The 20,332-nt window shown below is 66.4% G+C and carries 19 protein-coding genes and 2 tRNA genes; 4 read left to right on the top strand and 17 right to left on the bottom strand.

Translation table 11 applies throughout. The annotated features are described in order from the left end of the window. Window positions 1-66: 66 nt before the first annotated feature. The 9 genes from DVK03_RS02070 to DVK03_RS02030 form a co-directional block, all read right to left on the bottom strand. Entirely contained in the window at window positions 67-681 is a 615-nt protein-coding gene (locus DVK03_RS02070; protein ID WP_004044569.1) for a 30S ribosomal protein S7, read from the bottom strand. Window positions 682-683: 2 nt separating this feature from the next. Beyond that, window positions 684-1,112: a 30S ribosomal protein S12 gene (locus DVK03_RS02065; RefSeq protein ID WP_004044570.1), complete on the bottom strand. Its 429-nt coding sequence runs from the start codon at window positions 1,110-1,112 to the stop codon at window positions 684-686. A 227-nt stretch (window positions 1,113-1,339) separates the two neighbouring features. Continuing rightward, window positions 1,340-2,233 carry a mechanosensitive ion channel family protein gene (locus DVK03_RS02060; protein ID WP_004065338.1) on the bottom strand — a complete coding sequence of 298 codons (894 nt, stop codon included), beginning with the start codon at window positions 2,231-2,233 and terminating at the stop codon, window positions 1,340-1,342. Between the two features lie 54 nt (window positions 2,234-2,287). Beyond that, window positions 2,288-2,707, bottom strand: coding sequence for a NusA-like transcription termination signal-binding factor (locus DVK03_RS02055; protein WP_004044572.1), 420 nt, complete (start codon window positions 2,705-2,707; stop codon window positions 2,288-2,290). A gap of 2 nt (window positions 2,708-2,709) precedes the next feature. Further along, window positions 2,710-3,969 (bottom strand): DNA-directed RNA polymerase subunit A'', encoded by a 1,260-nt coding sequence (rpoA2, locus tag DVK03_RS02050; protein WP_004044573.1) that lies wholly within the window; start codon window positions 3,967-3,969, stop codon window positions 2,710-2,712. After that, complete coding sequence (locus tag DVK03_RS02045; RefSeq protein ID WP_008577039.1) at window positions 3,962-6,886, bottom strand: DNA-directed RNA polymerase subunit A'; 2,925 nt, start codon at window positions 6,884-6,886, stop codon at window positions 3,962-3,964. Before DVK03_RS02045 ends, rpoA2 begins: the two co-directional genes overlap by 8 nt. 12 nt (window positions 6,887-6,898) lie before the next feature. Next, window positions 6,899-8,728 (bottom strand): DNA-directed RNA polymerase subunit B, encoded by a 1,830-nt coding sequence (gene rpoB, locus DVK03_RS02040; protein WP_004044575.1) that lies wholly within the window; start codon window positions 8,726-8,728, stop codon window positions 6,899-6,901. 1 nt (window position 8,729) lies between these two features. Beyond that, window positions 8,730-10,295, bottom strand: a complete 1,566-nt coding sequence (locus DVK03_RS02035) for a DNA-directed RNA polymerase subunit B'' (RefSeq protein ID WP_004044576.1) — start codon at window positions 10,293-10,295, stop codon at window positions 8,730-8,732. Then, on the bottom strand, window positions 10,292-10,519 hold the full coding sequence (locus tag DVK03_RS02030; RefSeq protein WP_004044577.1) for a DNA-directed RNA polymerase subunit H: 228 nt from the start codon (window positions 10,517-10,519) through the stop codon (window positions 10,292-10,294). The genes DVK03_RS02035 and DVK03_RS02030 overlap by 4 nt, the downstream gene beginning before the upstream one ends. A 267-nt stretch (window positions 10,520-10,786) precedes the next feature. Here DVK03_RS02030 and DVK03_RS02025 point away from each other — a divergent pair. Then, a tRNA-Asp gene (locus tag DVK03_RS02025) sits at window positions 10,787-10,859 on the top strand. A gap of 29 nt (window positions 10,860-10,888) precedes the next feature. Further along, window positions 10,889-10,961, top strand: a tRNA-Asp gene (locus DVK03_RS02020). Between the two features lie 406 nt (window positions 10,962-11,367). On the opposite strand, the gene DVK03_RS02015 is transcribed toward DVK03_RS02020, so the two are convergent. From DVK03_RS02015 to DVK03_RS02005, 3 genes are read right to left on the bottom strand one after another with little or no spacing between them, the layout of a single operon-like run. Further along, a complete protein-coding gene (locus DVK03_RS02015; RefSeq protein WP_004044578.1) occupies window positions 11,368-11,724 on the bottom strand; it encodes a CrcB family protein in 357 nt (118 codons plus the stop codon). Further along, complete coding sequence (locus DVK03_RS02010) at window positions 11,721-12,056, bottom strand: CrcB family protein (RefSeq protein ID WP_004065342.1); 336 nt, start codon at window positions 12,054-12,056, stop codon at window positions 11,721-11,723. The genes DVK03_RS02015 and DVK03_RS02010 overlap by 4 nt, the downstream gene beginning before the upstream one ends. Window positions 12,057-12,076: 20 nt before the next feature. After that, window positions 12,077-13,126 carry an ATP-binding protein gene (locus DVK03_RS02005; RefSeq protein ID WP_004065343.1) on the bottom strand — a complete coding sequence of 350 codons (1,050 nt, stop codon included), beginning with the start codon at window positions 13,124-13,126 and terminating at the stop codon, window positions 12,077-12,079. Window positions 13,127-13,201: 75 nt separating this feature from the next. On the opposite strand from DVK03_RS02005, the gene DVK03_RS02000 reads away from it, so the two are divergent. Beyond that, on the top strand, window positions 13,202-13,645 hold the full coding sequence (locus DVK03_RS02000) for a hypothetical protein (protein ID WP_004065344.1): 444 nt from the start codon (window positions 13,202-13,204) through the stop codon (window positions 13,643-13,645). Between the two features lie 24 nt (window positions 13,646-13,669). Here the strand turns inward: DVK03_RS02000 and DVK03_RS01995 are convergent, their stop codons facing one another. Then, the gene (locus tag DVK03_RS01995; protein WP_115802111.1) at window positions 13,670-14,938 is read right to left on the bottom strand and encodes a tRNA(Ile)(2)-agmatinylcytidine synthase; all 1,269 of its coding nucleotides are present in this window, start codon (window positions 14,936-14,938) and stop codon (window positions 13,670-13,672) included. Between the two features lie 142 nt (window positions 14,939-15,080). Here DVK03_RS01995 and DVK03_RS01990 point away from each other — a divergent pair, with 142 nt between their 5' ends. Then, window positions 15,081-16,055 carry a transcriptional regulator gene (locus DVK03_RS01990; protein ID WP_004044583.1) on the top strand — a complete coding sequence of 325 codons (975 nt, stop codon included), beginning with the start codon at window positions 15,081-15,083 and terminating at the stop codon, window positions 16,053-16,055. 58 nt (window positions 16,056-16,113) lie between these two features. Here the strand turns inward: DVK03_RS01990 and DVK03_RS01985 are convergent, their stop codons facing one another. The 4 genes from DVK03_RS01985 to DVK03_RS01970 all read right to left on the bottom strand — a co-directional run bounded on the left by DVK03_RS01985 (window position 16,114) and on the right by DVK03_RS01970 (window position 20,263). Then, window positions 16,114-16,368: a glutathione S-transferase N-terminal domain-containing protein gene (locus DVK03_RS01985; protein WP_004065346.1), complete on the bottom strand. Its 255-nt coding sequence runs from the start codon at window positions 16,366-16,368 to the stop codon at window positions 16,114-16,116. Between the two features lie 102 nt (window positions 16,369-16,470). Beyond that, entirely contained in the window at window positions 16,471-17,859 is a 1,389-nt protein-coding gene (locus tag DVK03_RS01980; RefSeq protein WP_004065348.1) for an aryl-sulfate sulfotransferase, read from the bottom strand. Window positions 17,860-17,950: 91 nt separating this feature from the next. Then, on the bottom strand, window positions 17,951-19,363 hold the full coding sequence (locus tag DVK03_RS01975) for an NCS2 family permease (RefSeq protein WP_004065350.1): 1,413 nt from the start codon (window positions 19,361-19,363) through the stop codon (window positions 17,951-17,953). 186 nt (window positions 19,364-19,549) lie between these two features. Next, window positions 19,550-20,263 carry a phosphoribosyltransferase family protein gene (locus DVK03_RS01970; protein ID WP_004044587.1) on the bottom strand — a complete coding sequence of 238 codons (714 nt, stop codon included), beginning with the start codon at window positions 20,261-20,263 and terminating at the stop codon, window positions 19,550-19,552. Between the last annotated feature and the right edge of the window lie 69 nt (window positions 20,264-20,332).

Raw genomic sequence — 20,332 nt, 5'->3', positions numbered from 1 at the left:
GAGCGTGGCGTGCCGGCGTACGGCGTCGCCACTCGGCGCAGTGAAAAACGAAAGAGAGTGGAGAGATTACCGGGCGGCTTCGGCGACGCGCTCTTTCTCCTCTTTCTGGGAGATAGCGTACGTCTGGACGTCGTAGTCGGCCGCGCCGATGAGCTGCTGTGCGAGCGCCTCGGCGGCGGTGGTCGTCGTCTTGTAGGAGCCGCTGAGCGTGCCCTGCGCGATGAACTTCAGCGCCTCGTCGACGCGGCGCTGCGGGGCGACGTCGACGGCCTGCGGGACCGAGATGCCGCCGTACTTGAGGCGGACGGTCTCCTCGCGGGGACCGGCGTTCTCGACCGCGCGGATGAGCACCTGCACGGGGTTCTCCTCGGTGCGCTCGTTGACGATTTCGAACGCGTCCTTGACGATTTTGCTCGTCTTCTGCTTGTGTCCTGTGTTGTCCTCGGTCTGCATCAGGCGGTTGATGAGCCGCTCGACGATGCTGATTTCGGACTTCTGGAACTGCTTCGAGGCGTGACGACCCATCGTGTGGGCGATGGGCGTCGCCTTGATGTACCGGCTCATGCTGGGGTCGGTGTACTCCATCTCGGAGACGTCCCAGACGCCGAACAGAAGCGCGTTCTCCTTTGCTTCCTCGCTGCTCGCCGGGGACTCGGGTTCGGGTGCGTCGCTTTCCGACATGGTTAGCGCACCGGCTTTTCGGCGTTCCCGCGGACGAGTTCGATCATCGAGACGCCGTTGACCTTCTCGACCTTGTAGTTGACACCCGAAAGGTCACCCATCGCGCGACCCTTCGCGCCACCGATACCGGCGATGGTAACTTCGTCGTGCTCGTCGATGAACGAAATCGCGCCGTCACCGGGACAGAAGGCGGTGACCTGCTTTCCGTTCTTGATGAGCTGAACACGGACGCATTTCCGAATCGCCGAGTTCGGCTGCTTTGCTTCGATACCGACCTTCTCGAGGACGATGCCGCGACCCTGCGGGGCACCCTCGAGCGGGTCGGACTTCTTGCCGAGACCGCGCTCACGGCGCGCGTACTCAGAGTCGGACCAGCGGCGCTTCTGCCGGTCCTGCTTGAGCTTGCGCGCGGCGTATTTGCCGTTCGCCATAGTGAACAACAGTTCCGGATGGAGCTACTTAAGCCTCCCTTTTCGAATCCGACGAGACGGCTTCAGGAGCGATTAGCGACCCCTAAGGAGGCATCTGAGGTCGTTTCGTAGATTCGAACGACGGCGCCTCCGCGTCGAAGAGGGACTAAACCGCCCGGAGATGGTGTCGTTTCACCCACGCATGCGAACGACCGCCACACCGGGGGGTTTCCGGTCTCGCGGGCGGCTCACTCGCCGTCGCGCCCCCCGACGAGGTCCACGTCGAGGCGGCCGCTGACTTCGCGGCCCGACGCCGGCCCGAGCGTCAGCCCCTCCTCGTCGAACCGTCGCTTGACGCGCCGTCGGTACTGCGAGCGAACATCGACGAGATTTGCGTCCATCGGCGAGCCGACCCAGAACTCCGTCTGGAGCCCGACCGAACTCCCGGCGAACTCGACGATGCGCGCGGTCGGCTCCGGGTCGTCCAGCACGCGGTCGTCCTCCCGCGCCGTCTCGACGAGTTCGCGGAGCGCCAGTTCCGCGTCGTCGGCGTACGCGATATCGACGCGTTCGGTGAGTCGGTAGCGCTCTCGGCCGTACGGGCGGGTGAGGGCGTTCGTCGTCAGCTCCGTGTTCGGCACGGAGATGGTCTCGTTGTTCACCGTCCGCACGCGCGTGACCCGGAAGTCGACCGCCTCGACGACGCCCTCGCCGCCCGGCCACGATATCCAGTCGCCGACGTTGAAGTCCGGGTCGGCAACGAGAAAGAGCCCGCTGATGAGCGCGCCGATGACCTCCTGTCCGGCGACGCCGACGACGAGCGTCAGCGCCGCGACGATGAGCGCGGTGTCGGTCAGCACCGAGGCGTAGCCCGCGCCGACGACGCCCGCAAGCGTCGCGAGCGCGATGACGACGGCGTGCGCGTAGGTCTCCGTCGCCGACTGCAACGTCGGGTTGTTCCGGTTCCGGGCGCTGACGAGTCGCGTCACGCCGGGGACCAACAGCAGCCGGCCGACGAGATAGACCACGACCGCCGCGGCGGCGAACCCCGCGGTCGCGCTCGCGAGCTCCTCGTAGTCCGCAAACTGCGTCGGGTCGAGTTGCCCGGCGGCGACCCCGACCGACGGTCGTATCGACGACATGCGTAGCTCGCCGTTCGGTGGGGACAAAAACGTGTGGTCGAGTCGGCCGCCGCGTTACGTCAACTGGATGTCGTCGATGTCGTAGTGGCGACGCGCCAACTCGCGGGCGGTGTCGATGGTCTTCCCGCTCGCGCCGATGGCGACGCCGCGGTCGGCTTCGGCGACCTCGACGTACGCGACGGTGTCGTTCTGCCGCGAGAGCGTTACGTGTCGGACGGCCGCCGGCGCGAGCGCGCTCGCGACGAACGCCTCGGGCGTGTCGGCGTCCTCGACCAGTTCGACCGTCCGGCCGAGTTGGCGTTCGACCGACTGGACGGTCCGCCCGCCCGGACCGATGGCCGTCGCCATGTCGCCCGCGGCGACGAGGAAGACGACCCGGTCGTCGAAGACGAGACAGTCGTGGGCGGTCGCCTCCGTCTCCTCCTCGAAGAGGGCGATGAAGCGCCGGGCCGTATCCGACAGCGTAACTTTCATCGTCAGTCGTCGGACGGTTCGGGTGCCGCGTTGGCGTCCGCGTCCTCGACGTCGAGCGAACCCATGCGGAGGTCCACGTCGCCGGTGCCGATAGCGATCGGCTTGCCGACGATGACGTTCTCGATGACGCCGTCGAGGTCGTCTTCCTCGCCGTGGATGGCGGCGTCGAGCAGGTGGTTGACCGTGACCTCGAACGCGGCGCGGGCGAGGACGGAGTCCTTCGACCCGGAGATACCGTGACGGCCGATGGACTCGATGGTCCCGTCGTTCGTCATGATGTCCGCGACGAGCATCAGGTGGCGGATGTTCACGTCGTCGAGACCCTGCTCGCGCAGCGTGTTCATCGTCTCGTCGATGATGGCCTCGCGGGCGGCCTCGATGCCGAGCTGCTTGTGCACCTCGTGGATGTTGTTCGAGGTGGTCCGGGAAGCGTCGACGCCCTCGATGGCGAGCGCGTCGCCGAACGCCGAGCCCTCGGTGTAGAGGACGAACTCCTCTTCGTCGGTGTCCTCGTTGTTCTCCTTCCGGATGACGACGCGGGAGACCTCCTCGATGCCCTTGAACACGATGTCGCGCAGCTCCTCGACGAGTTGGAGGAGCCGGCGGTAGCTCGGGCTCTCGGGGCCGAACTCGATGAGCGTCCCCTCGCGGCGGGTCTTGATGCCGAGCGCGTCCTCGATGGTTTCGGCAATCTCGCTCGCGACGACGCCCTCGTCGTCGTACGTCGGCCAGCGTTCGAGGAGCGTCTCGTCGTTGAGGTTGACTTGCACGACCATGTCGGCGACGTTCGTCGAGATATCGCCGAGCGCCAGAATCTTCGTGGACTCGATGTTCCAGACGACCTGGTGGGCGAGTTCGCGGTTGTTCGCGTACTCGTCTTCGAGGTACACCGTCATCATCGGCGTGTCGGGGGTCTTCCGCGCGTCCACCAGCTCGATGAGCCGCGGCAGCCCCTGCGTGACGTCGATTTCGGCGACGCCCGCGTAGTGGAACGTGTTCATCGTCATCTGCGTCCCCGGCTCACCGATGGACTGCGCCGACACCGTCCCGACGGGGTCGAGCGGGTCGACGCGGGTGTCGAGGTAGCGCGCCTCGACGGCCTGCGCGATTTCGCCGGCCTGGTCGAGGGTGACGCCCTCGCGCTCTTCGATGGTCTGGTAGATGCGGTCCTTCAGGCGTCGAGACAGCTCTTTGGACTCGACGACGTCGACGATGGCGTCGTCGACGAACTCGTAGTCGGCGGTTGCGTCGGTATCAGTCATCGGATTCGACCCCCGCACGGGCGTCGACACGCGGTTCGGCGTGCTCGGAGAGGTTGGTCGGCGGTGCGCGCTCGCCGAGGAAGCGTTCCTTCTCCTCGTCGGAGCTGAACTCCGAGGTGAGGATGCGGTCGGCGATGTTCTCGACGTCGATAGGCGTCTCGTCGTCGGACGAGACCTTCACGGGGCTCGTGCCGTCCTCACCGAACTCGAACTGGACGATGGTCCCCGACGTGTCGCGGACGGAGCCGTCGTACTGCGCTTCGAGCTCGGACAGCGCGTTGATGAGCCGACGCTGCAAGTACCCGGACTTCGAGGTCCGGACTGCCGTGTCGACCAGCCCTTCGCGACCACCCATCGCGTGGAAGAAGAACTCACGCGGGGTGAGGCCGGCGCGGTAGGAGTTCTCGACGAAGCCGTGGGCCTCGGCCGAGAGGTCGCCTTTCTGGTAGTGGCTCAGGGTGCGGCCCTCGTAGCCGCGGTTGATGCGCTCGCCCCGAACCGCCTGCTGGCCGACACAGCCGGCCATCTGGGTCAGGTTGAGCATGGACGCACGCGCGCCGGACTTCGACATCACGACCGCGGGGTTGTCCTCCTCGAAGTGGTCCTCCGCGATTTCGCCGGCGGAGTCGCGCGCCTTGCCGAGGCGCTGCATGATCTTCATCTCCAGCGTCTCGTCGACGGAGCGACCCGGCAGCGATTCGAGCTCGCCCGCCTCGTAGATTTCGATGAGCTCCTGAATCTTGTCGTAGGCGGCGTCGATGGCCTCGTCGACCTGCGCCGTCGCCTCGTCCGGGATGGACTCGTCGTCGATACCGATAGACAGCCCGAAGTGCATGATGGCGCGCATCGCCAGCGAGGCAATCTCGTTGATGAAGATGCGCGAGCGCGTCTTCGAGTAGTCCTTGGCGAGGGCGTCGACGATTTCGCCGCCGAACGCGCCGACGGCGTCCTCGTCGATGGTGCCCTGCACGAGCTGGCCGTCCTCGATGGTGACCGTGTCGCCGACCTTCGAGGTGAACTCCATGTTCAGGTCGTCCGGCAGGAGTTCGGAGAAGATCTGCTGGCCGGTCCAGTAGGGCTGACCGTCCTCGTTTTCGCCCGCGGGCTCTGGGAGCGTGTCCACGCGCGTCGCGCGAAGCAGGTCGAGCGCCTGCGTCTCGACAAACTCGGGGTTGTCGTGGGTGAGCAGGTAGGTGCCCGAAATGTGGTCCTGAATCGCGCCGATGATGTTCTCACCGAAGCGCGGCGAGAGAATCTGCTCTTGGACGCGCATGAGAACGCGCGCCTCGGCACGGGCCTCCTCGTTCTGGAGGGCGTGCATGTTCATCTCGTCGCCGTCGAAGTCGGCGTTGTACGGCGGACAGACGACCGTGTTCAGGCGGAACGTCTTGTACGGCATCACGACGACTTCGTGCGCCATGATGGACATCCGGTGCAGCGACGGCTGTCGGTTGAAGATGACGATGTCGCCGTCGACGAGGTGGCGGTTGACCTCCCAGCCGAGTTCGACCTTCTCCGCGAGTTCCTCGCAGTTCTTCTCTGTCACCTTCAGGCGGCGGCCGTCCGGGCGGCGGACGTAGTTCGCGCCGGGGTGGCTCTCGGGGCCGTTACGGACGTACTGCCGAGCCTCGTCGATGTTGCGCTCGGTGACGTTCATCGTCTGGGTCATCTCGGACGCGACGCGGTCCGGGACGCCGACCTCGTTGAGCGAGAGCGTCGGGTCCGGCGAGATGACGGTACGCGCCGAGAAGTTGACGCGCTTCCCGGACAGGGAGCCGCGGAAGCGACCCTCCTTGCCCTTCAGGCGCTGGCTGAGCGTCTTCAGCGGGCGGCCGGAGCGGTGACGCGCCGGCGGCGTGCCCGAAATCTCGTTGTCGATGAACGTGGTGACGTGGTACTGGAGCAGTTCCCACAGGTCCTCGATAATCAGCTGCGGCGCACCCGCCTCGCGGTTCTCCATGAACCGCTGGTTGATGCGGATGATGTCCACGAGCTTGTGGGTCAGGTCGTCCTCCGAGCGCTGGCCGTTGTCCAGCGTGATGGAGGGACGCGCCGTGACCGGCGGGACGGGGAGGACGGTCAGAATCATCCACTCGGGGCGCGACCGGTCGGGGTCGATGCCGAGCGTGACGAGGTCCTCGTCCGGGACGTCCTCGAACCAGTCGCGGATGTCCGAGGGCATCAGCTTGTTCATGTCCTCCTCGGTGAGGTCGAGGTCGAGCGCCTTTTCGAGCGCCTTGCGGTCGTCGCCGACCGGGCGGAACTCGCCGGCGAGCACCTGATTGACGCGCTCGGCGTCGAGACCGGTCTCGTTGGCGAGGGTGACGGGGTCGACGCCCTCGTCGTCCTCGTCGTCGGGGTCGGGCTGCATCGCTTCGGCGATGCGCTCGGAGTAGTCCCCGGCGAGCACGTTCTGGACCTCGTAGTAGGTCGTCGGCTTCTCGTGTTTGATGTCGTGCTGCGGCGAGCCGCAGTGGGGACAGCGGTTGGCCTTGCGGGCCTGCCGGACCGCCGACTTCATCACGTCGCTCCAGTCGTCGCCGAGTTCCTTCGTGCGACCGAGCTTGTCGCGGTACTCGTCTGCTTCCTCGTCCGTCAGCGAGAGGCGACCGCACTCCCGACACGTCGAGCGGAGCAGGCGACGGATGAGCTTCGTGAAGCCGACGTGGATGACGGGCGCGGCCAGTTCGATGTGGCCGAAGTGCCCGTTACACGACCCGGAGTGCTGGCCGCAGGTGCGGCATTGCAGCCCGGGGTCGATGACGCCCAGCCGCGGGTCCATGAGACCCATGTCGATTGGGTAGCCGTCGTCGTCGTAGGTGTCCGCGGTGATGACCTTCGTCGCGGACATGTCTCGGTACGTCTCCGGGTCCATCAACCCGAACTGGATGCTGCCGATTTCTTTGGGTGTCTGCATTGACATGAGTGGTTAGACCGCGTCCTTCAGTTCGATTCGCGGGCGGACGCCGAGCGCGACCATCTCGTCGAGAAGCAGCTTGAACGCGTAGCTGATCTCGATTTCGTGGATGTTGTCCTCGTCGCCGGTGACCGGGTCGTAGATGCGGCGCTGGTCGCGGTCCTCGACGGCGACCATGCCGGTGTCGGCGGAGATGTAGACCTTCTCCTTGTCGGAGGAGTCGAGCAGGCGCTCCTGGAGCACCATCGCGGCCCCGTGGCCGATGACGGTGTCGCGCTCCATCTCCCCGAGACGGAGGCCACCCTCGCGGGCGCGACCCTCCGTCGGCTGGCGGGTGAGCACCTGCACGGGACCGCGCGAGCGGGCGTGCAGCTTGTTGCTCACCATGTGGTACAGCTTGTGGTAGAAGATGATGCCGACGAAGATTTCGGCCTCGATCTTCTCGCCGGTGACGCCGGAGTACATGACCTCCTTGCCGGAGGACATGAAGCCGCGCTCTTCGAGCGCCGAGCGGAGTTCCTCTTCGTTTTCGCCCTGGAAGGCGGTGCCGTCGACGCGGCGACCTTCGAGCGCACCGACCTTCCCGCCGAGCATCTCCAGCACGTGGCCGACCGTCATGCGCGACGGCAGGGCGTGCGGGTTGAGCACGAGGTCGGGCACGACGCCGTCGGCGGTGAAGGGCATGTCCTCCTGGGGAGCCAGGTGGCCCACGACGCCCTTCTGTCCGTGCCGGGACGCGAACTTGTCGCCGAGTTCCGGAACGCGCTGGTCGCGGACGGACACCTTGGCGAGCTTCGAGCCGTCTTCGCCCTCCATGAGCGTGACCGTGTCCACGACGCCGGATTCGCCCGAGCGCATCGTGACGGAGGTCTCGCGGCGCTTCTGCGGCGAGAGTCCCGCCATGTCGTCGGGTTCTTCGAGGAACCGCGGCGGCGAGGTCTTGCCGAGCAGCACGGAGTTCTCGTCGACGACCGTCTCGGGGTTGACGAGGCCGTCCTCGTCGAGGTGCGAGTACGCGTCTTCGCCGCGCGCGCCGCGCACGTCCTGCGACGGAATCTCGAAGCGGTCTTCCTGACCGCCGGGGTAGCGGCGCTCTTCGCCCTCGTAGGTGCGGAAGAAGTGCGAGCGGGCGAGGGCACGTTCGACCGAGCCCTTGTTCATGACGAGCGCGTCCTCGATGTTGAAGCCCTCGTAGGACATGACGGCCACGACGAAGTTCTGGGCCGCGGGTCGCTCGTCGAACCCGATTTGCTCCGTGGTCTGCGTTTTGACCATCGAGAGCTGCGGGTAGTGCATGAGGTGCTGGCGGGTGTCCGGGCGGATGCGGTAGTTCGCCGCGGGCAGCCCCAGCGACTGCTTCATCATCCCTGCCCCCATCGTAATACGGGGCGAGGCGTTGTGCTCCGGGTACGGAATCATCCCGGCACCGATGCCGAAGATGAGCTGCGGGTCGATTTCGAGGTGCGTGTGGTCCTCGTTGAGTTCGTCCTCGTCGACCGCGACGTAGATGTCTTCTTCCTCCTCGGCGTCGATGAACTCGACGAGCCCGCGCTCGACGAGGTCGTCGAAGTCGAGTTCGTCGTTGTCGAGCGCCTCGACGTGGTCGTCGTCGAGGAGCGGCTCGCCGTCTTCGACGACGATGAGCGGACGGCGGGCGCGGCCCGCGTCGGCGTTGATGATGACTTCGCGGGTGCGCTCTTTGACGGAGACGTTCACCATCTGGCTCACGTCGCCGCGGCGGCGCGCCTCTCGAATCTGTGCCGCGAGTTGGTTGGGGTCCGGGTGGGTCCCGACGAGACTACCGTTGACGTATACTTTCGCTTCTCGCTGTGCCTGAGCCATGTTAGTCGTCCGCGGGTGCGGCGTCGACGCTGTCGATGCCGGGGATACCCTCGACACCCATCGACGCGAGTTCTCGTTTCAGCGACTGTTCGTCTTCGACGTTCTGGGAGAGCTCCATCGCCTGCGCGAAGTTCTTCACCAGCCCGCAGTTCGGTCCCTCGGGGGTCTCGGAGGGACAGATGCGACCCCACTGGGTCGCGTGCAGGTCGCGCGCCTCGAAGTGCGGCTGCGACCGCGACAGCGGACTGCGAAGGCGGCGAAGGTGCGACAGCACACCCATGTAGTCGGTACGGTCGACGAGCTGGGAGACGCCGGAGCGGCCGCCGACCCAGTTGCCCGTCGCGATGGGGTGTTCGAGCCGCTCGGTGAGCACGTCGGACCGGACGACGGTGTTGACCGTCAGGTTCCGGTTTCGCATGTTAGCGCGTTCGAGCTGGTACTTCACGTCGCGCGCCAGCTTGTTGAGCGCCGTCCGGAAGAGGTCCTTCATGAGGTCGCCGGAGACCTTCAGGCGCTTGTTGGCGTAGTGGTCCTTGTCGTCGGAGTCGCGGCGCTGGAGCGCGAGTTCGAAACACGCCTCGGCCATGCGACAGAGGTAGTACGCCTTGTTCATGCGCACTTCCTCTTCTTCCGCGCCCTCCTCGTGGAGGTGCGGAAGCAGGTAGCGGTCGATGACGTAGTTGGCGCGCTTAAGCTGGTAGTTCTTGCCCTGCCCGCCGGCGACGCGCTTGCCGAGCGCCTCGATGGCCTGCTCTTGGGTCTGCACCTCGGCCTCCTCAAGGTTCTCGAGCATGAACTTCACAATCTCCGGGTCGTCGGAGACGCGGTGGACGATTTCCTCGTCCGATTCGAGACCGAGCGCGCGGACGAGCGTGACGAAGTTGACGCTCCCCGAAACCGAGGGGAACGAGACTTCGAGGAGCCCCTCGCGGTTGCGTTCACAGAGCACGAGCGCGCGGTAGCCGCGGCGCTGGCTGAACGTCTTCGCGACCTGAATCTCGTCGCCGTACTTCGTGTCGTACTCGGCGAGAATCTTGTTCGGCGCCAGGTCCTCCGAGGTCATGAGCACGCGCTCGGAGCCGTTGACGATGAAGTAGCCGCCGGGGTCGACGGGGTCCTCGCCGATTTCGACGAGGTCCTCGTCGGAGAGCTCCGCGATGTTGCACTTCGAGGAGCCGACCATGATGGGCATCCGGCCGACCTTCGTCTCGGCGGTGTCGACGACGACCTCCTCTTCTTCCTCGCCGCCGCGGACGATGGACATCTCCATGAACACGGGGGCGGAGTAGGTGATGTTGCGCAGGCGCGCTTCCTGCGGGAAGAGCAGTTCCTCGGAGCCGTCGGCCTCGCGGACGCGGGGCGTCTCCACGCGGACGCCACCGAGCTCGACGTAGACGGGTTCCTCGCCCTCCTTGTCGCCGATGTCCGTTTCGATGGTCGCCTTCTCTTCGACGACGTCCATCATGCCGCGTTCGAGGAACGCGTTAAACGAGCGGAAGTGGTGTTCAGCGAGCCGTTCTTCGGAGAAGTACTTGCGAGAGACCTCGCGTCGCGCTTGTCGGTTCATTCAATCACCAGTCGGTATACGACTGCTTTGTCTGTCGTTCGAGAGTTCCGAACGATCTTGATGACGTCGCCGGGCTCTGCGTCCTCGGGGAGCGCCGGGTCCTTCAGCTTGATCTTCGGGAGATTCGTCTTCTCGACGTTGTACTCCTGTAACACGTCCTCGACGGCCTCGTCGTCGAGTTTCGTGTGTTCCGGAACCAGTTTGTGTTGGCTTACGTCTACCATGTATGGTGCTGCTGGGTGCTGGAAGAAGCTGTCACGGGATACTACGGCTGATTTTGGGACGCACCCATTTAACCCTTGCCAACTGCGTCGAAGAAAGGCGACGCTATCGGCAGTCACGCACCGGAGATGCGCGAATCGTCACACGTTGGCATGGGGTGTCACGATATAAATGTCTTCGGGGCGAGAATCGCGGTACCGCGGGCCAAGGGCAGCCCAGATGGTAAGTCTTATCTATAAACCTCGGCTACGGATGAGTGCAGACGGAGGGCCCGGGTGGTGTAGTGGCCCATCATACGACCCTGTCACGGTCGTGACGCGGGTTCAAATCCCGCCTCGGGCGCTCTCCGTACCGCAAACTCACTTCAGTAAGCCCGGGTGGTGTAGTGGCCCATCATACGACCCTGTCACGGTCGTGACGCGGGTTCAAATCCCGCCTCGGGCGTACTTTTCGATGAATTACTCGCTGAGCGCCGAGTCTCGTCTCGGCGCGGCCGTAATTCTCGTGAATACCCCAAAAGGGATTGAACCCGACGACGAGCGAGAGAAACGAGCGACGTCGGCACGGTTCAAATCCCGCCTCGGGCGCTTCTCTGATTTCAACTCCTCCAGCGAGGCGTCTCGTCGCCAAGCGACAGCGAGTGACATTTGTGAACGTTGGCAGATAGGATTTGAACCAAGGAGCGAAGCGAGCGATAGCGAGCAGAGCGACTGAGGTTCAAATCCCGTCACACCCGTTCGTTCACGTCGTTCACTCACGGGAGTTCCTGAGTTCACCTCACGCTGTTCGGTGAACTCCCGCCTCGGGCGTACGTTTCGACGAATTACCCACCTACCGCCGCGCTCCGCAGTCAGCCAACCAACCCGCCCATCGCCCCACCAATCGCCACGCCGACCAACGCCGCCACCAACGTCCCGAAGGCGTACCGAGCGGCCGTGTCGTAATCGCCCGCCTCTGCGAGTTCCGCGACGCCGACCGCAAACGACGAAAAGGTCGTGAAGGCCCCGCAGAAGCCGGTTCCGGCGAGCGTCGCGGCCGCGTCGCCGACGGACGCAGTGACGATGAATCCCAGCGCGACGCTCCCGAGGACGTTGACGGTGACGGTGCTCCACTTGCCGACGACTCGCTGGTCGACGGTGTGCCGGGCGACTGCGCCACCCATCCCGCCGACGCCGACGAGGACGGCCGAGAGCAGCGAGGGAGTCACCGCCGCCCCCCGAACGCGAGGCCGAGCGCGGCGGCGGCGAAGCCGAGCGCGTAGTTCGCGCCGACGTTGAGCGCGCCGCCCACCGGCGACAGCGACGCGGTCTGGACGGCGAACGTGCTGTACGTCGTGAACGACGAGAGCAGCCCGGTTCCGAAGAACAGCTGCGCCCGGCGGGAGGAGACCGACGTGATGAACGTCCCGAGGGCGAAGCTCCCGAGGACGTTCACCGCGAGCGTGCCGCCCGCGCCGGGAATCGCGACGGAGACGGCGTAGCGAAGCGTCGCGCCGGCGAACCCGCCGAGGGCGACCAACGCCAGTTCCGAGCGGTCCATACGGCAGTACTCCGGGGAGGCTACTCTATGGTTTCGGAACTGCCAGGCGCGGAGACCGCCCGCGGCGTCGCGCCGCCGTCGGGCGTCTCACGGGGGCGAACCCGAACGTCGTGGACGGTCTCCGTGGTGTCGTCGACGACGAGCGCACAGCCGCGTTCCCGCGGGAGCCGAGCGCGGAGCGACTCGTCGAAGTACGTCGGGTCGGCGGCGGCCATCGCCGACACGTCGGGGCCGGCGGTGAGTCGGTGGACGACCCGGAGGTCGGCCTGCGAGACCGCGACCTCGGGGAGCGCCGAGGGGCGCTGGGTCGCGAGGACGACGCCGACGCCGGGGGCTCGCCCGCGCGTGAGAAGGGTTCGAAGCGCGGGGTCTGCGAGCCCGCCGGCGAACGCGTGGGCCTCGTCGAGAAGCAGCCACGGGATTCGGGGGACCGAGCCCGCGACGCGGGCGTCGTAGAGGCCGCGGGCGACGACGCGAACCACGGCGCTCGCGGGGGTCGCCTCCAGTCCCGAGAGGTCGAGCACGTCGGGTGAGGAGCCGCAGAGCGACCGCGGGTCGAGTCCCTCGGGGTGAAACACGTCCCACGAGTCGGCCAACGCGAGGTGGTTCGCCGCGGCTCTGCGCGTCTCGGGGGCGGCGTCGTCGTCGTCGACCGCCCCGCGCATCGCCACCAACGAGTCTTCCTCGGCCGCGAGTCGCCAGACGAGCGACCCCGCGGGCGCGGTCGGGTCGAGACCGAGCAGCTCCGGCCACGCGCTCGGCGGGAGCGCGTCGGCGCGGACGCGCGGCGAGTCGTGAACCGTCGCGTCTATCGGCGACTCGGTGAGGCCACAGAAGACGCCCATCGGGTCGATGACGACCGGCGCGACGCCCGCAGCGCGTGCCAGTCCTTCGGCCATGACGCCGAGCGTGTGGGACTTCCCGCTGCCGCGCTTGCCGACGACGACGGCCGCGTGCGGACGGTTCACGTCGAGGCCGACGGTCGCGCCGTCGCTCCCGTCGCGGGCGCGGTAGCATCCGAGTCGACAGGCCGGGCCTTCCTCGTCCGACTTGCGGCCGATGGTGTGCATGGCACGGACTGGCCGCGCGATGCGACTTGAACCCCCGGACGAGGATTTATATACGAACCCGCGGCCAGACGGTCCATGCTCGATATGTTCCGGTCAGACACGCGCGCTATCGAAGGACTGCCAGTTCGTCTCGTCGTCGCTCTCGTCGTCGGCGTCGCCAGCATGAGCGTCATGCTCAACATGCTCTCCGGGGTGCAGGGGCTCGCCACCTCGGAACTCGACGTGAAGCCGACGCCGGACGTGGTCGGCCCCGGCGAACAGGCGCTGGACTTCACCGTCGTCGACCACGAGGGGAACCCCGTGGAGGGCGCGACAGTCATCGTGAAATCGGGGACCGCCGAAATCGACGGCGTGGCGACGGCGAAAAGCGATGACGGCGGGTCTGCGACTGTCAACGTTGACGCCGAACTCGGCGCGAACCGCGAGGACGGAACGCTCATCGTGGACGTGAAACCGCCCGCCGGGGAGTCGTTCGTCGACCGCCGCGAGAACACGAACGTGCTGGTGGTTCAGGACTGAGCGCCGAACACGCGAGCCGCGACCTCAGCGCTCCGGGTGCGTCGCCGCGTCGAAGCCGCCGCGAACGAGCGGCTTAGCGATGTGTCGGCGGGCGCACGGCGGCACCTCGTACCAGCCGGGTTCGAGGTCGCGGTCGACCGCCCGCTCGACTTTGCCGGGTGCGTCGGTCCCGCAGTCGCGGCACCGGTAGCCCTGATTCCGTCCCGCGCTTTTCATCGTCCGCCCGCAGTCGGGGCAGACGGGCGTCGCGGGTTCCGTCCGCACGAGGTCGCGGACCGCGAACTTCTCCAGTTTGAGCGTGCCGTCTCCGACCTCGCCGCAGGCGGTGACCGCGTCGCCGACGCGGAGCGCCCGCACCCGGTTTCGGAAGCGCTTCGTCGGTTCGAAGGCGGCGACAGCGACCACCGCGTCGCCGGCTTCGAGGTCGAAAAAGACGTGGCCACCCGGTCGGGTCTCCGGGTCGGAGGCGACGGTGCCGGCGACGCGGTAGGCGCGGCCGTCGCGGAGGTCCGAGACGACGCCGTCCCGGAGGTGGGCGTCGGTCCCCTGATTCGTGCGAAACGTCGCCGAGCGGTCGACGGGTTCCGAGTCGATGGCGGCGGCGACCTCCCGGACGGTGTCGGCGTCGTCGCCGCGGATGCCGTGGAGAATCGGTCCCGGCGCGTTCGGCACGCAGACGGCTTCGCCCTCCTCGCGGTCCACAGTGTCCCACGCGTCGGGATACGCCGCGTCGGCGGCGTCGAAGACGGAGTCGACGTCGACCTCGCGGGGCGTCCCGCAGCGGTGAAACTCGCGGTAAGAGATGTGTTCGTAGGTCCACTCGTCGAAGGCGGCCCACGCGCCGACGGCCGCGAGCGCGCCGATGCGGCCCCGGCCGCCGTGCCACCCCTCGGTCAAGAAGCCGGAACGCTCCGCGAGGGCGACCGCGTCGTCGAGGTCGTGGAAGTCGCGGACGGCGTCGCGGGCGAAGTCGGCGACGGCGGTCGAAACCGTGTCGGGAGACCCCGGCGCGACGACGACACCCGGGCTGGTCCGGTCGTCGTCGAGGACGGCCCAGCGGTCGAGTTCCTCGCGGGCGAGGTCGAACGCCGCGCCCGCGGGGAGGTCGGTGTGAATCGCCAGCGCCGCGTTCCCGCGGGTCTTGTGCTCGACCGCCGGGTTCAGCCGGACGAGGAGTCGCCGCTCGACGGTCCCGCCGCGCGCCTCGACGGCCTCGGCGACGAGCGTCGCCAGATAGGTCGTACACATCCCGAGGGTGCGGGAGTCGGTGTCGTCGAGGCCGATGACGGTCATACGCGGAGATTGCCGGACGGCGCAGTAACGCCTTTCGGGTCGATTACGGCTATATAAATGCGGCATCGAGAAGGGAGATACCACGGCGAGGGCGGCGGTATCGGGGAAAACGCTTTATGGGCCGAATCGCTTATTGCCCCCTATGTCCCGGTCAGCGCTGGTTGGTAATGTCGCCGCGATGCTCCAAGACGCGGGCTTCGTCGTGAGCGACCGCATCGCCATCCGGCCGAAGAGCTTCGACCTCGCCGCTCGGAGGGGCGAGGACCTGTTGCTCCTCAAGATACTGGGGAACATCGACGCGTTCGACGGCGTCACCGGCTCGGAGATGCGACGCCTCGGCTCGTATCTCGACGCCACGCCGTTGGTCGTCGGGCTTCGAACCCGAGACGAGGACCTCAAACCCGGCGTCGTCTACTTCCGCCACGGCGTGCCGGTGTTGAACCCCGACACCGCCATGGACCTGTTCGTCGAGGAGGTTCCCCCGCTCATCTACGCCGCCCCCGGCGGACTGTACGTGAGCCTCGACGGCGACGTGCTCGCCGAAGAGCGGCAGGAGCGCGGATGGAGCCTCGGGCAGCTCGCGACCGAACTCGGCGTCTCGCGGCGCACCGTCTCGAAGTACGAAAACGGCATGAACGCGAGCATCGAAGTGGCGATTCACCTCGAAGAGCTGTTCGACCGCCCCTTCTCGAACCCGGTCGACGTGCTCACGGGCGCGGAGGACGTGCGCGACGCCGAGCCGACGCCCGACGACCCCGACGTGGACCCCGACGACGAACACGTCCTGTCGGTGCTGACGCGCGCCGGCTTCACCGTCCATCCGACCGCCCGCGCGCCGTTCAAGGCCGTCAGCGAAGACGCCGGGCGGAAAAAGGAGACGAACGTCCTCACCGGACACTCGCCGTTCACTCGAAGTGCCGAGAAGCGCGCCCAAATCATGTCGTCGCTCGGCGAAATCACGCGGACGCGCTCCGTCTACTTCGTCGAGGAACAGCAGAAGCGCGAGTCGGTCGACGGCACCGGCATCGTCAGCTGTGAGGAACTCGCCGCCATCGACGACCCCGACGAGATTCGCGACCTGATTCGCGAGCGGACCCGCGACCCCGCCGAGAGCTAATCGTCGCGGGGTGCGCGGCGAGCTGTACTGCCGGCGGAAAAATCAGTGACGGTCGCGCTTACGCCGCCGAGCCGTAGGTCTCTTCGAGGTAGTCGACGATATCGTCGCTCTCGGGCATCCCCTCGACGCCGTGTTCCTCGTCGACGAGGACGGGGACGCCGGTCTGGCCGCTTACCTCTTCGACTTCCTCGCGCTCGGCGTGAGCGCTGGGGACCATCCGCGACTCGTATTCGAGGTCGAGGTCGGCGAGTTTGTCCTTCACCTTCGCGCAGTACGGACAGCCTTGCAGTTCGTAGAGGATGAGGTCGGACATCAGCCTGGGGTATGGAGCCGCGGCTAATGAGTGCCATGGTCTTCTGCAATCGAACCACACGACCCCGAAAGGCGCGCCGCGGGGTCGGCCGCGGGGTCAGCGTTATCTCCCGAACAGCCCGCGGACCGCGTCGAGTAGTCGCTGACGCATCAGATACAGTTCGCCGGCGGTCGCGGTGAGCCCGACGCCGACCGCGCACGCCGCCCAAAACAGGTCCCACGGCGTCATCCACACCGGGCGGAGCCACGGCAGGACGTGCGACAGTCGCGTCGAAAGCCCGCTCATCGGCTCTTCGAGCGGCGTCCCGGCGAACGTCGACTGAACCCGCGAGACGAAGCCGACGCTCCCGTCTCCGCCCGCGGTGATGTTCGCGCTCCCGGTGATGGGGTACGAACCGCTGGCGTTCAGGTCCCGAATCGTCGGCCCCGAGGACTCGTCGCCGTGGGCGACGCGCTCGGCGTCGTACGGCCCCCACGTCGCGTAGTACTCCCAGACGACCTCGCCGGTTGGCGTGACCTCTATCACTCGGTGGTTGAGCGTGTCGACGATGAGCGTGTTGCCGTTGGGGAGGCGGTCGGCGTCGCGCGGCCAGTTGAGCGTGTTCTTTCCGACGGACCACGTCCGGACCCACTCGCCGTCTTCTTTCGCGTACTCGACGACGCGGTTGTTCCCGCTGTCGGCGACGAGCATGGTCGGGGTGCCGTTCTCGCTGACCAGCCAGTCGGGATTGTGCTGTTCGTTGAGTACGTCGTAGTCGTCGTCGGTGCCGAGGCGCTCGACGATGTCTTTCGACTCCATGTCGACGACGATTGCCTGGTCGAAGTTTCGCGGCGACAACAGGAGCCGACCGTCGCCGATGTAGTCCACGTCGTTGACGTGGCTCCAGTCGGCGTTGTAGCCGCCGTCGGTGTCGGCTGGGAAGTGGTTCTTGAAGTACCACTCCCACGTTATTTCGTCGGTCGTCCGGTTGTACACCACGATGCGGTCCTCGCTGACGCCGGCGGAGTCGTTCCACTCGCGCATGTTGGCGATGAGGAGTTCGTCCTCGCCGAAGGCGTCAACGTCGTGGGTGTCCTCCATGTCGAAGCGCTGTTCCCAGACGCGTTCGCGGGTGTCCGGGTCGAGTTCGAAGACGACGGTGTCGGTCCCGCGCGGCGACGAGACGAGCAGGTTCCCGTTCGGGAGCGGGTCGACGTCGAAGAACCACGCGTTCCCGTTGACCGAGTCGTCATACGTCCACTGGAGGCTCCCGCGTTCACCGACCGAGACGACCCGAGCGGGTTTCTTCGGGTTCGTGTTGCCCTGGAAAGTGTAGCCTTGGACGCTCACAATCGTCGACCCGTTGGCGGGGCTGGTGACGGTTCCCGGTTGGAGGCTCGTCTGCTGCCCGGGGTCGTACGTCACGGCAGAGACGGCCGAAGGAGCGAGAAGGCCGATAATGAGGAGGAACACGGCTCCGCGGAGGGCGAGCCGTTCGTTGGGAATATTCATACGGAGTGGGTTAGCACCGGGGTTGTTCAATACTTTATGAATCCGATTAGGTCGTGAGAAAATCAGCGCGACGAGAGAGTCGTCGGCGCGGTCAGACCTGCGCCTGGAGCATCCCCGAGGTGCGGACGACGAAGTAGAGGACGAACGCGACCGCGAGCGCCCACTGGCCGGCGCTGACGTCGTCGTACTCGCCGGCGGCGACCTTCACGAGCGGGTACGAGACGATGCCCGCCGCGATGCCGTACGCGATGGAGTACGTGAAGGGCATGACGAGGATGGTCATGCCGGCGGGGATGGTGAACGTCAGGTCGTCCCACTCGATGTCGACGACGTTGCGGAGCATGACGACGCCGATGACGACGAGCGCGATGTGGGAGGCGTACTGCGGGATAGCCGTCGCGAGCGGGACGATGGCGAGCGAGCCGAGGAACAGGAGGGCGACGACGAGCGCGGTGAGGCCCGTTCGGCCGCCCTCTTCGACGCCGGTGGCGGACTCGATGTAGGTCGTGACCGTCGAGGTGCCGAGCATCGCGCCCGCGGTGGTGCCGACCGCGTCGGCCATGAGGGGCTTGTCGATGTCGGGGAGGTCACCGTCGTCGTTGAGGAAGCCCCCGGCCTGCCCGACGCCGACGAGCGTGCCGGCGGTGTCGAAGAAGTCGACGAAGAAGAACGTGATGACGATGAGGGCGAAGCTGAACGCTTCGACGTTGCCGAAGCCGGAGATGAACGCGCCGGCCAGCGGCGTGATGTCGTAGGTGGCCGCCGAGGAGTTGGCGACGAGGCCGGCCTCGGCCGAGACGACGCCCGAGGCGGTGAGGCCCCAGCCGAGAAGCGACGTGCCGACGATGCCGATGATGATAGAGCCGGGGACGTTCGCCGCGTAGAGGGCGAACGTGAAGAACAGGCCGACGATGGAGACGATGGCGATGGGGTTCGACGCGAGGTTCCCCATCGTGACGAGCGTCGAGTTGTCGTTGACGACGATGCCCATCGCCTGCAACCCGATAATCGCTAAGAACAGCCCGATACCGGTGCCCACGGCCATCTTGACCGGTTCGGGGAACACCTTGATGATGGCTTCCCGCGCGCCGACGGCGGTGAGCGCGATGAAGATGAGCCCCTCGACGAAGACGGCCGCGAGCGCCGTCTGCCACGGGACGCCCAGCGCCCCGACGACGGTGAACGCGAAGAAGGCGTTCAGGCCAAGCCCCGGCGCTTGCGCGAAGGGTCGGTTGGCGTAGAACGCCATAATCGTGGTCGCGATGGCGGCCGCGATGATGGTGACGACGGCGAGCATCGACTGGACCTCGCCCGGCGTGTAGCCGGCGATTGCGATGCCGTCGACGCCCTCGATGTACGGTTGGTCTGTGAGAAGCGACGGGTTGACGACGACGATGTACGACATCGTGAGGAACGTCGTGATGCCCGCGAGAATCTCGGTCCTGACCGTGGACCCGTGTTTATGCACGTCGAAGTAGTTTGCGAGGGTTTCAGAGAGCCCCATGATGCACGACTAAGCATACCCCGGATTCCACACATAAGCATTACCATCCTGACGGGCGGATACATCCACGAACGTGGGTTAAACGACCCATTCGACGTGAACGAACGGCACAGAAGTGCCTATTTCTACGTCACCTGTGATTGAACTGAGCAGTTCAGAACAGTTTTTCGGCGGGTCCCTGAGCCGTCAGTCGAAACTGCTCAGCGCGCCGACGGGCGCGTCGGTGAGTTCGCGGGCGCGGTTCGTCCCCTCGTCGCCGACGGCGATGAGCGCGAAGACGCCGGCGATGTCGGCGTCGGCCTGCAAGGCGATGTCCAAGAGGAGTTCCTGGGTCTCGCCCGAGCGGATGAGGTCGTCCACGACGAGGACGCGCTCGCCGTCGTCGATGGCGCTGGCGGGGAGGTAGTAGGTGAGTTCGATGCCGGACGCGAGGCGCTGACGGGATTCGATGAAGTCCTCGACGGCGGTCTCTTTCGACTTCTTCGCGTACGCGAGGCGCGCGCCGAAGTAGCTCGCCATCGCCGCGCCGAGGGTGATACCGTCGGTCGCCGCGGTCAAAATCACGTCGGGGCGTTCGAGGTCCAGCGCGTTCGCCGCGACGGGCGCGACGAGGTCGAGGAACGACTGGTCGAAGACGACGCCGGAGTTGTCGACGTAGCCCTCGTCGTCGAATCTGACGCGGGCTTCGAGTTCGTCTGCGAGCGCGTCGCGGCCGACGCCCTCGACGACCTCGCGGGCGCGTTCGACTCCGGGCAGGACGTGCCCGTTGACGTAGCGGTTGAGGTCGCCGGCCGGCAGTCCCGTGAGTTCGGCCAGCTCGTCGTACGTCCGGGTCTCTTTGAGCATCCGGAGCACGGAGACAGCCTGCAACTGGAGTGCGGCCTTCTCTGCTCTGTTCATGCCTCCGGCTTCGTACTTGCACAAAAATGAATACTTCGATTACCGATTCCGAGTGAATTAGTCACAAGC

It is taken from the genome of Haloferax sp. Atlit-109R (genome assembly GCF_003665865.1).
Classification (GTDB): Archaea; Halobacteriota; Halobacteria; order Halobacteriales; family Haloferacaceae; genus Haloferax; species Haloferax volcanii.
The sequence above is the reverse complement of the archived record's forward strand: the minus strand, read 5'-3'. Positions and strand labels throughout refer to the sequence as shown.

Coding starts and splice junctions, on each gene's coding strand:
- DVK03_RS02070 (WP_004044569.1), bottom strand. CDS start 681: ATGTCGGAAAGCGACGCACCCGAACCCGAGTCCCCGGCGAGCAGCGAG.
- DVK03_RS02065 (WP_004044570.1), bottom strand. CDS start 1,112: ATGGCGAACGGCAAATACGCCGCGCGCAAGCTCAAGCAGGACCGGCAG.
- DVK03_RS02060 (WP_004065338.1), bottom strand. CDS start 2,233: ATGTCGTCGATACGACCGTCGGTCGGGGTCGCCGCCGGGCAACTCGAC.
- DVK03_RS02055 (WP_004044572.1), bottom strand. CDS start 2,707: ATGAAAGTTACGCTGTCGGATACGGCCCGGCGCTTCATCGCCCTCTTC.
- rpoA2 (WP_004044573.1), bottom strand. CDS start 3,969: ATGACTGATACCGACGCAACCGCCGACTACGAGTTCGTCGACGACGCC.
- DVK03_RS02045 (WP_008577039.1), bottom strand. CDS start 6,886: ATGCAGACACCCAAAGAAATCGGCAGCATCCAGTTCGGGTTGATGGAC.
- rpoB (WP_004044575.1), bottom strand. CDS start 8,728: ATGGCTCAGGCACAGCGAGAAGCGAAAGTATACGTCAACGGTAGTCTC.
- DVK03_RS02035 (WP_004044576.1), bottom strand. CDS start 10,295: ATGAACCGACAAGCGCGACGCGAGGTCTCTCGCAAGTACTTCTCCGAA.
- DVK03_RS02030 (WP_004044577.1), bottom strand. CDS start 10,519: ATGGTAGACGTAAGCCAACACAAACTGGTTCCGGAACACACGAAACTC.
- DVK03_RS02010 (WP_004065342.1), bottom strand. CDS start 12,056: ATGGACCGCTCGGAACTGGCGTTGGTCGCCCTCGGCGGGTTCGCCGGC.
- DVK03_RS02005 (WP_004065343.1), bottom strand. CDS start 13,126: ATGCACACCATCGGCCGCAAGTCGGACGAGGAAGGCCCGGCCTGTCGA.
- DVK03_RS02000 (WP_004065344.1), top strand. CDS start 13,202: ATGCTCGATATGTTCCGGTCAGACACGCGCGCTATCGAAGGACTGCCA.
- DVK03_RS01995 (WP_115802111.1), bottom strand. CDS start 14,938: ATGACCGTCATCGGCCTCGACGACACCGACTCCCGCACCCTCGGGATG.
- DVK03_RS01990 (WP_004044583.1), top strand. CDS start 15,081: ATGTCCCGGTCAGCGCTGGTTGGTAATGTCGCCGCGATGCTCCAAGAC.
- DVK03_RS01985 (WP_004065346.1), bottom strand. CDS start 16,368: ATGTCCGACCTCATCCTCTACGAACTGCAAGGCTGTCCGTACTGCGCG.
- DVK03_RS01980 (WP_004065348.1), bottom strand. CDS start 17,859: ATGAATATTCCCAACGAACGGCTCGCCCTCCGCGGAGCCGTGTTCCTC.
- DVK03_RS01975 (WP_004065350.1), bottom strand. CDS start 19,363: ATGGGGCTCTCTGAAACCCTCGCAAACTACTTCGACGTGCATAAACAC.
- DVK03_RS01970 (WP_004044587.1), bottom strand. CDS start 20,263: ATGAACAGAGCAGAGAAGGCCGCACTCCAGTTGCAGGCTGTCTCCGTG.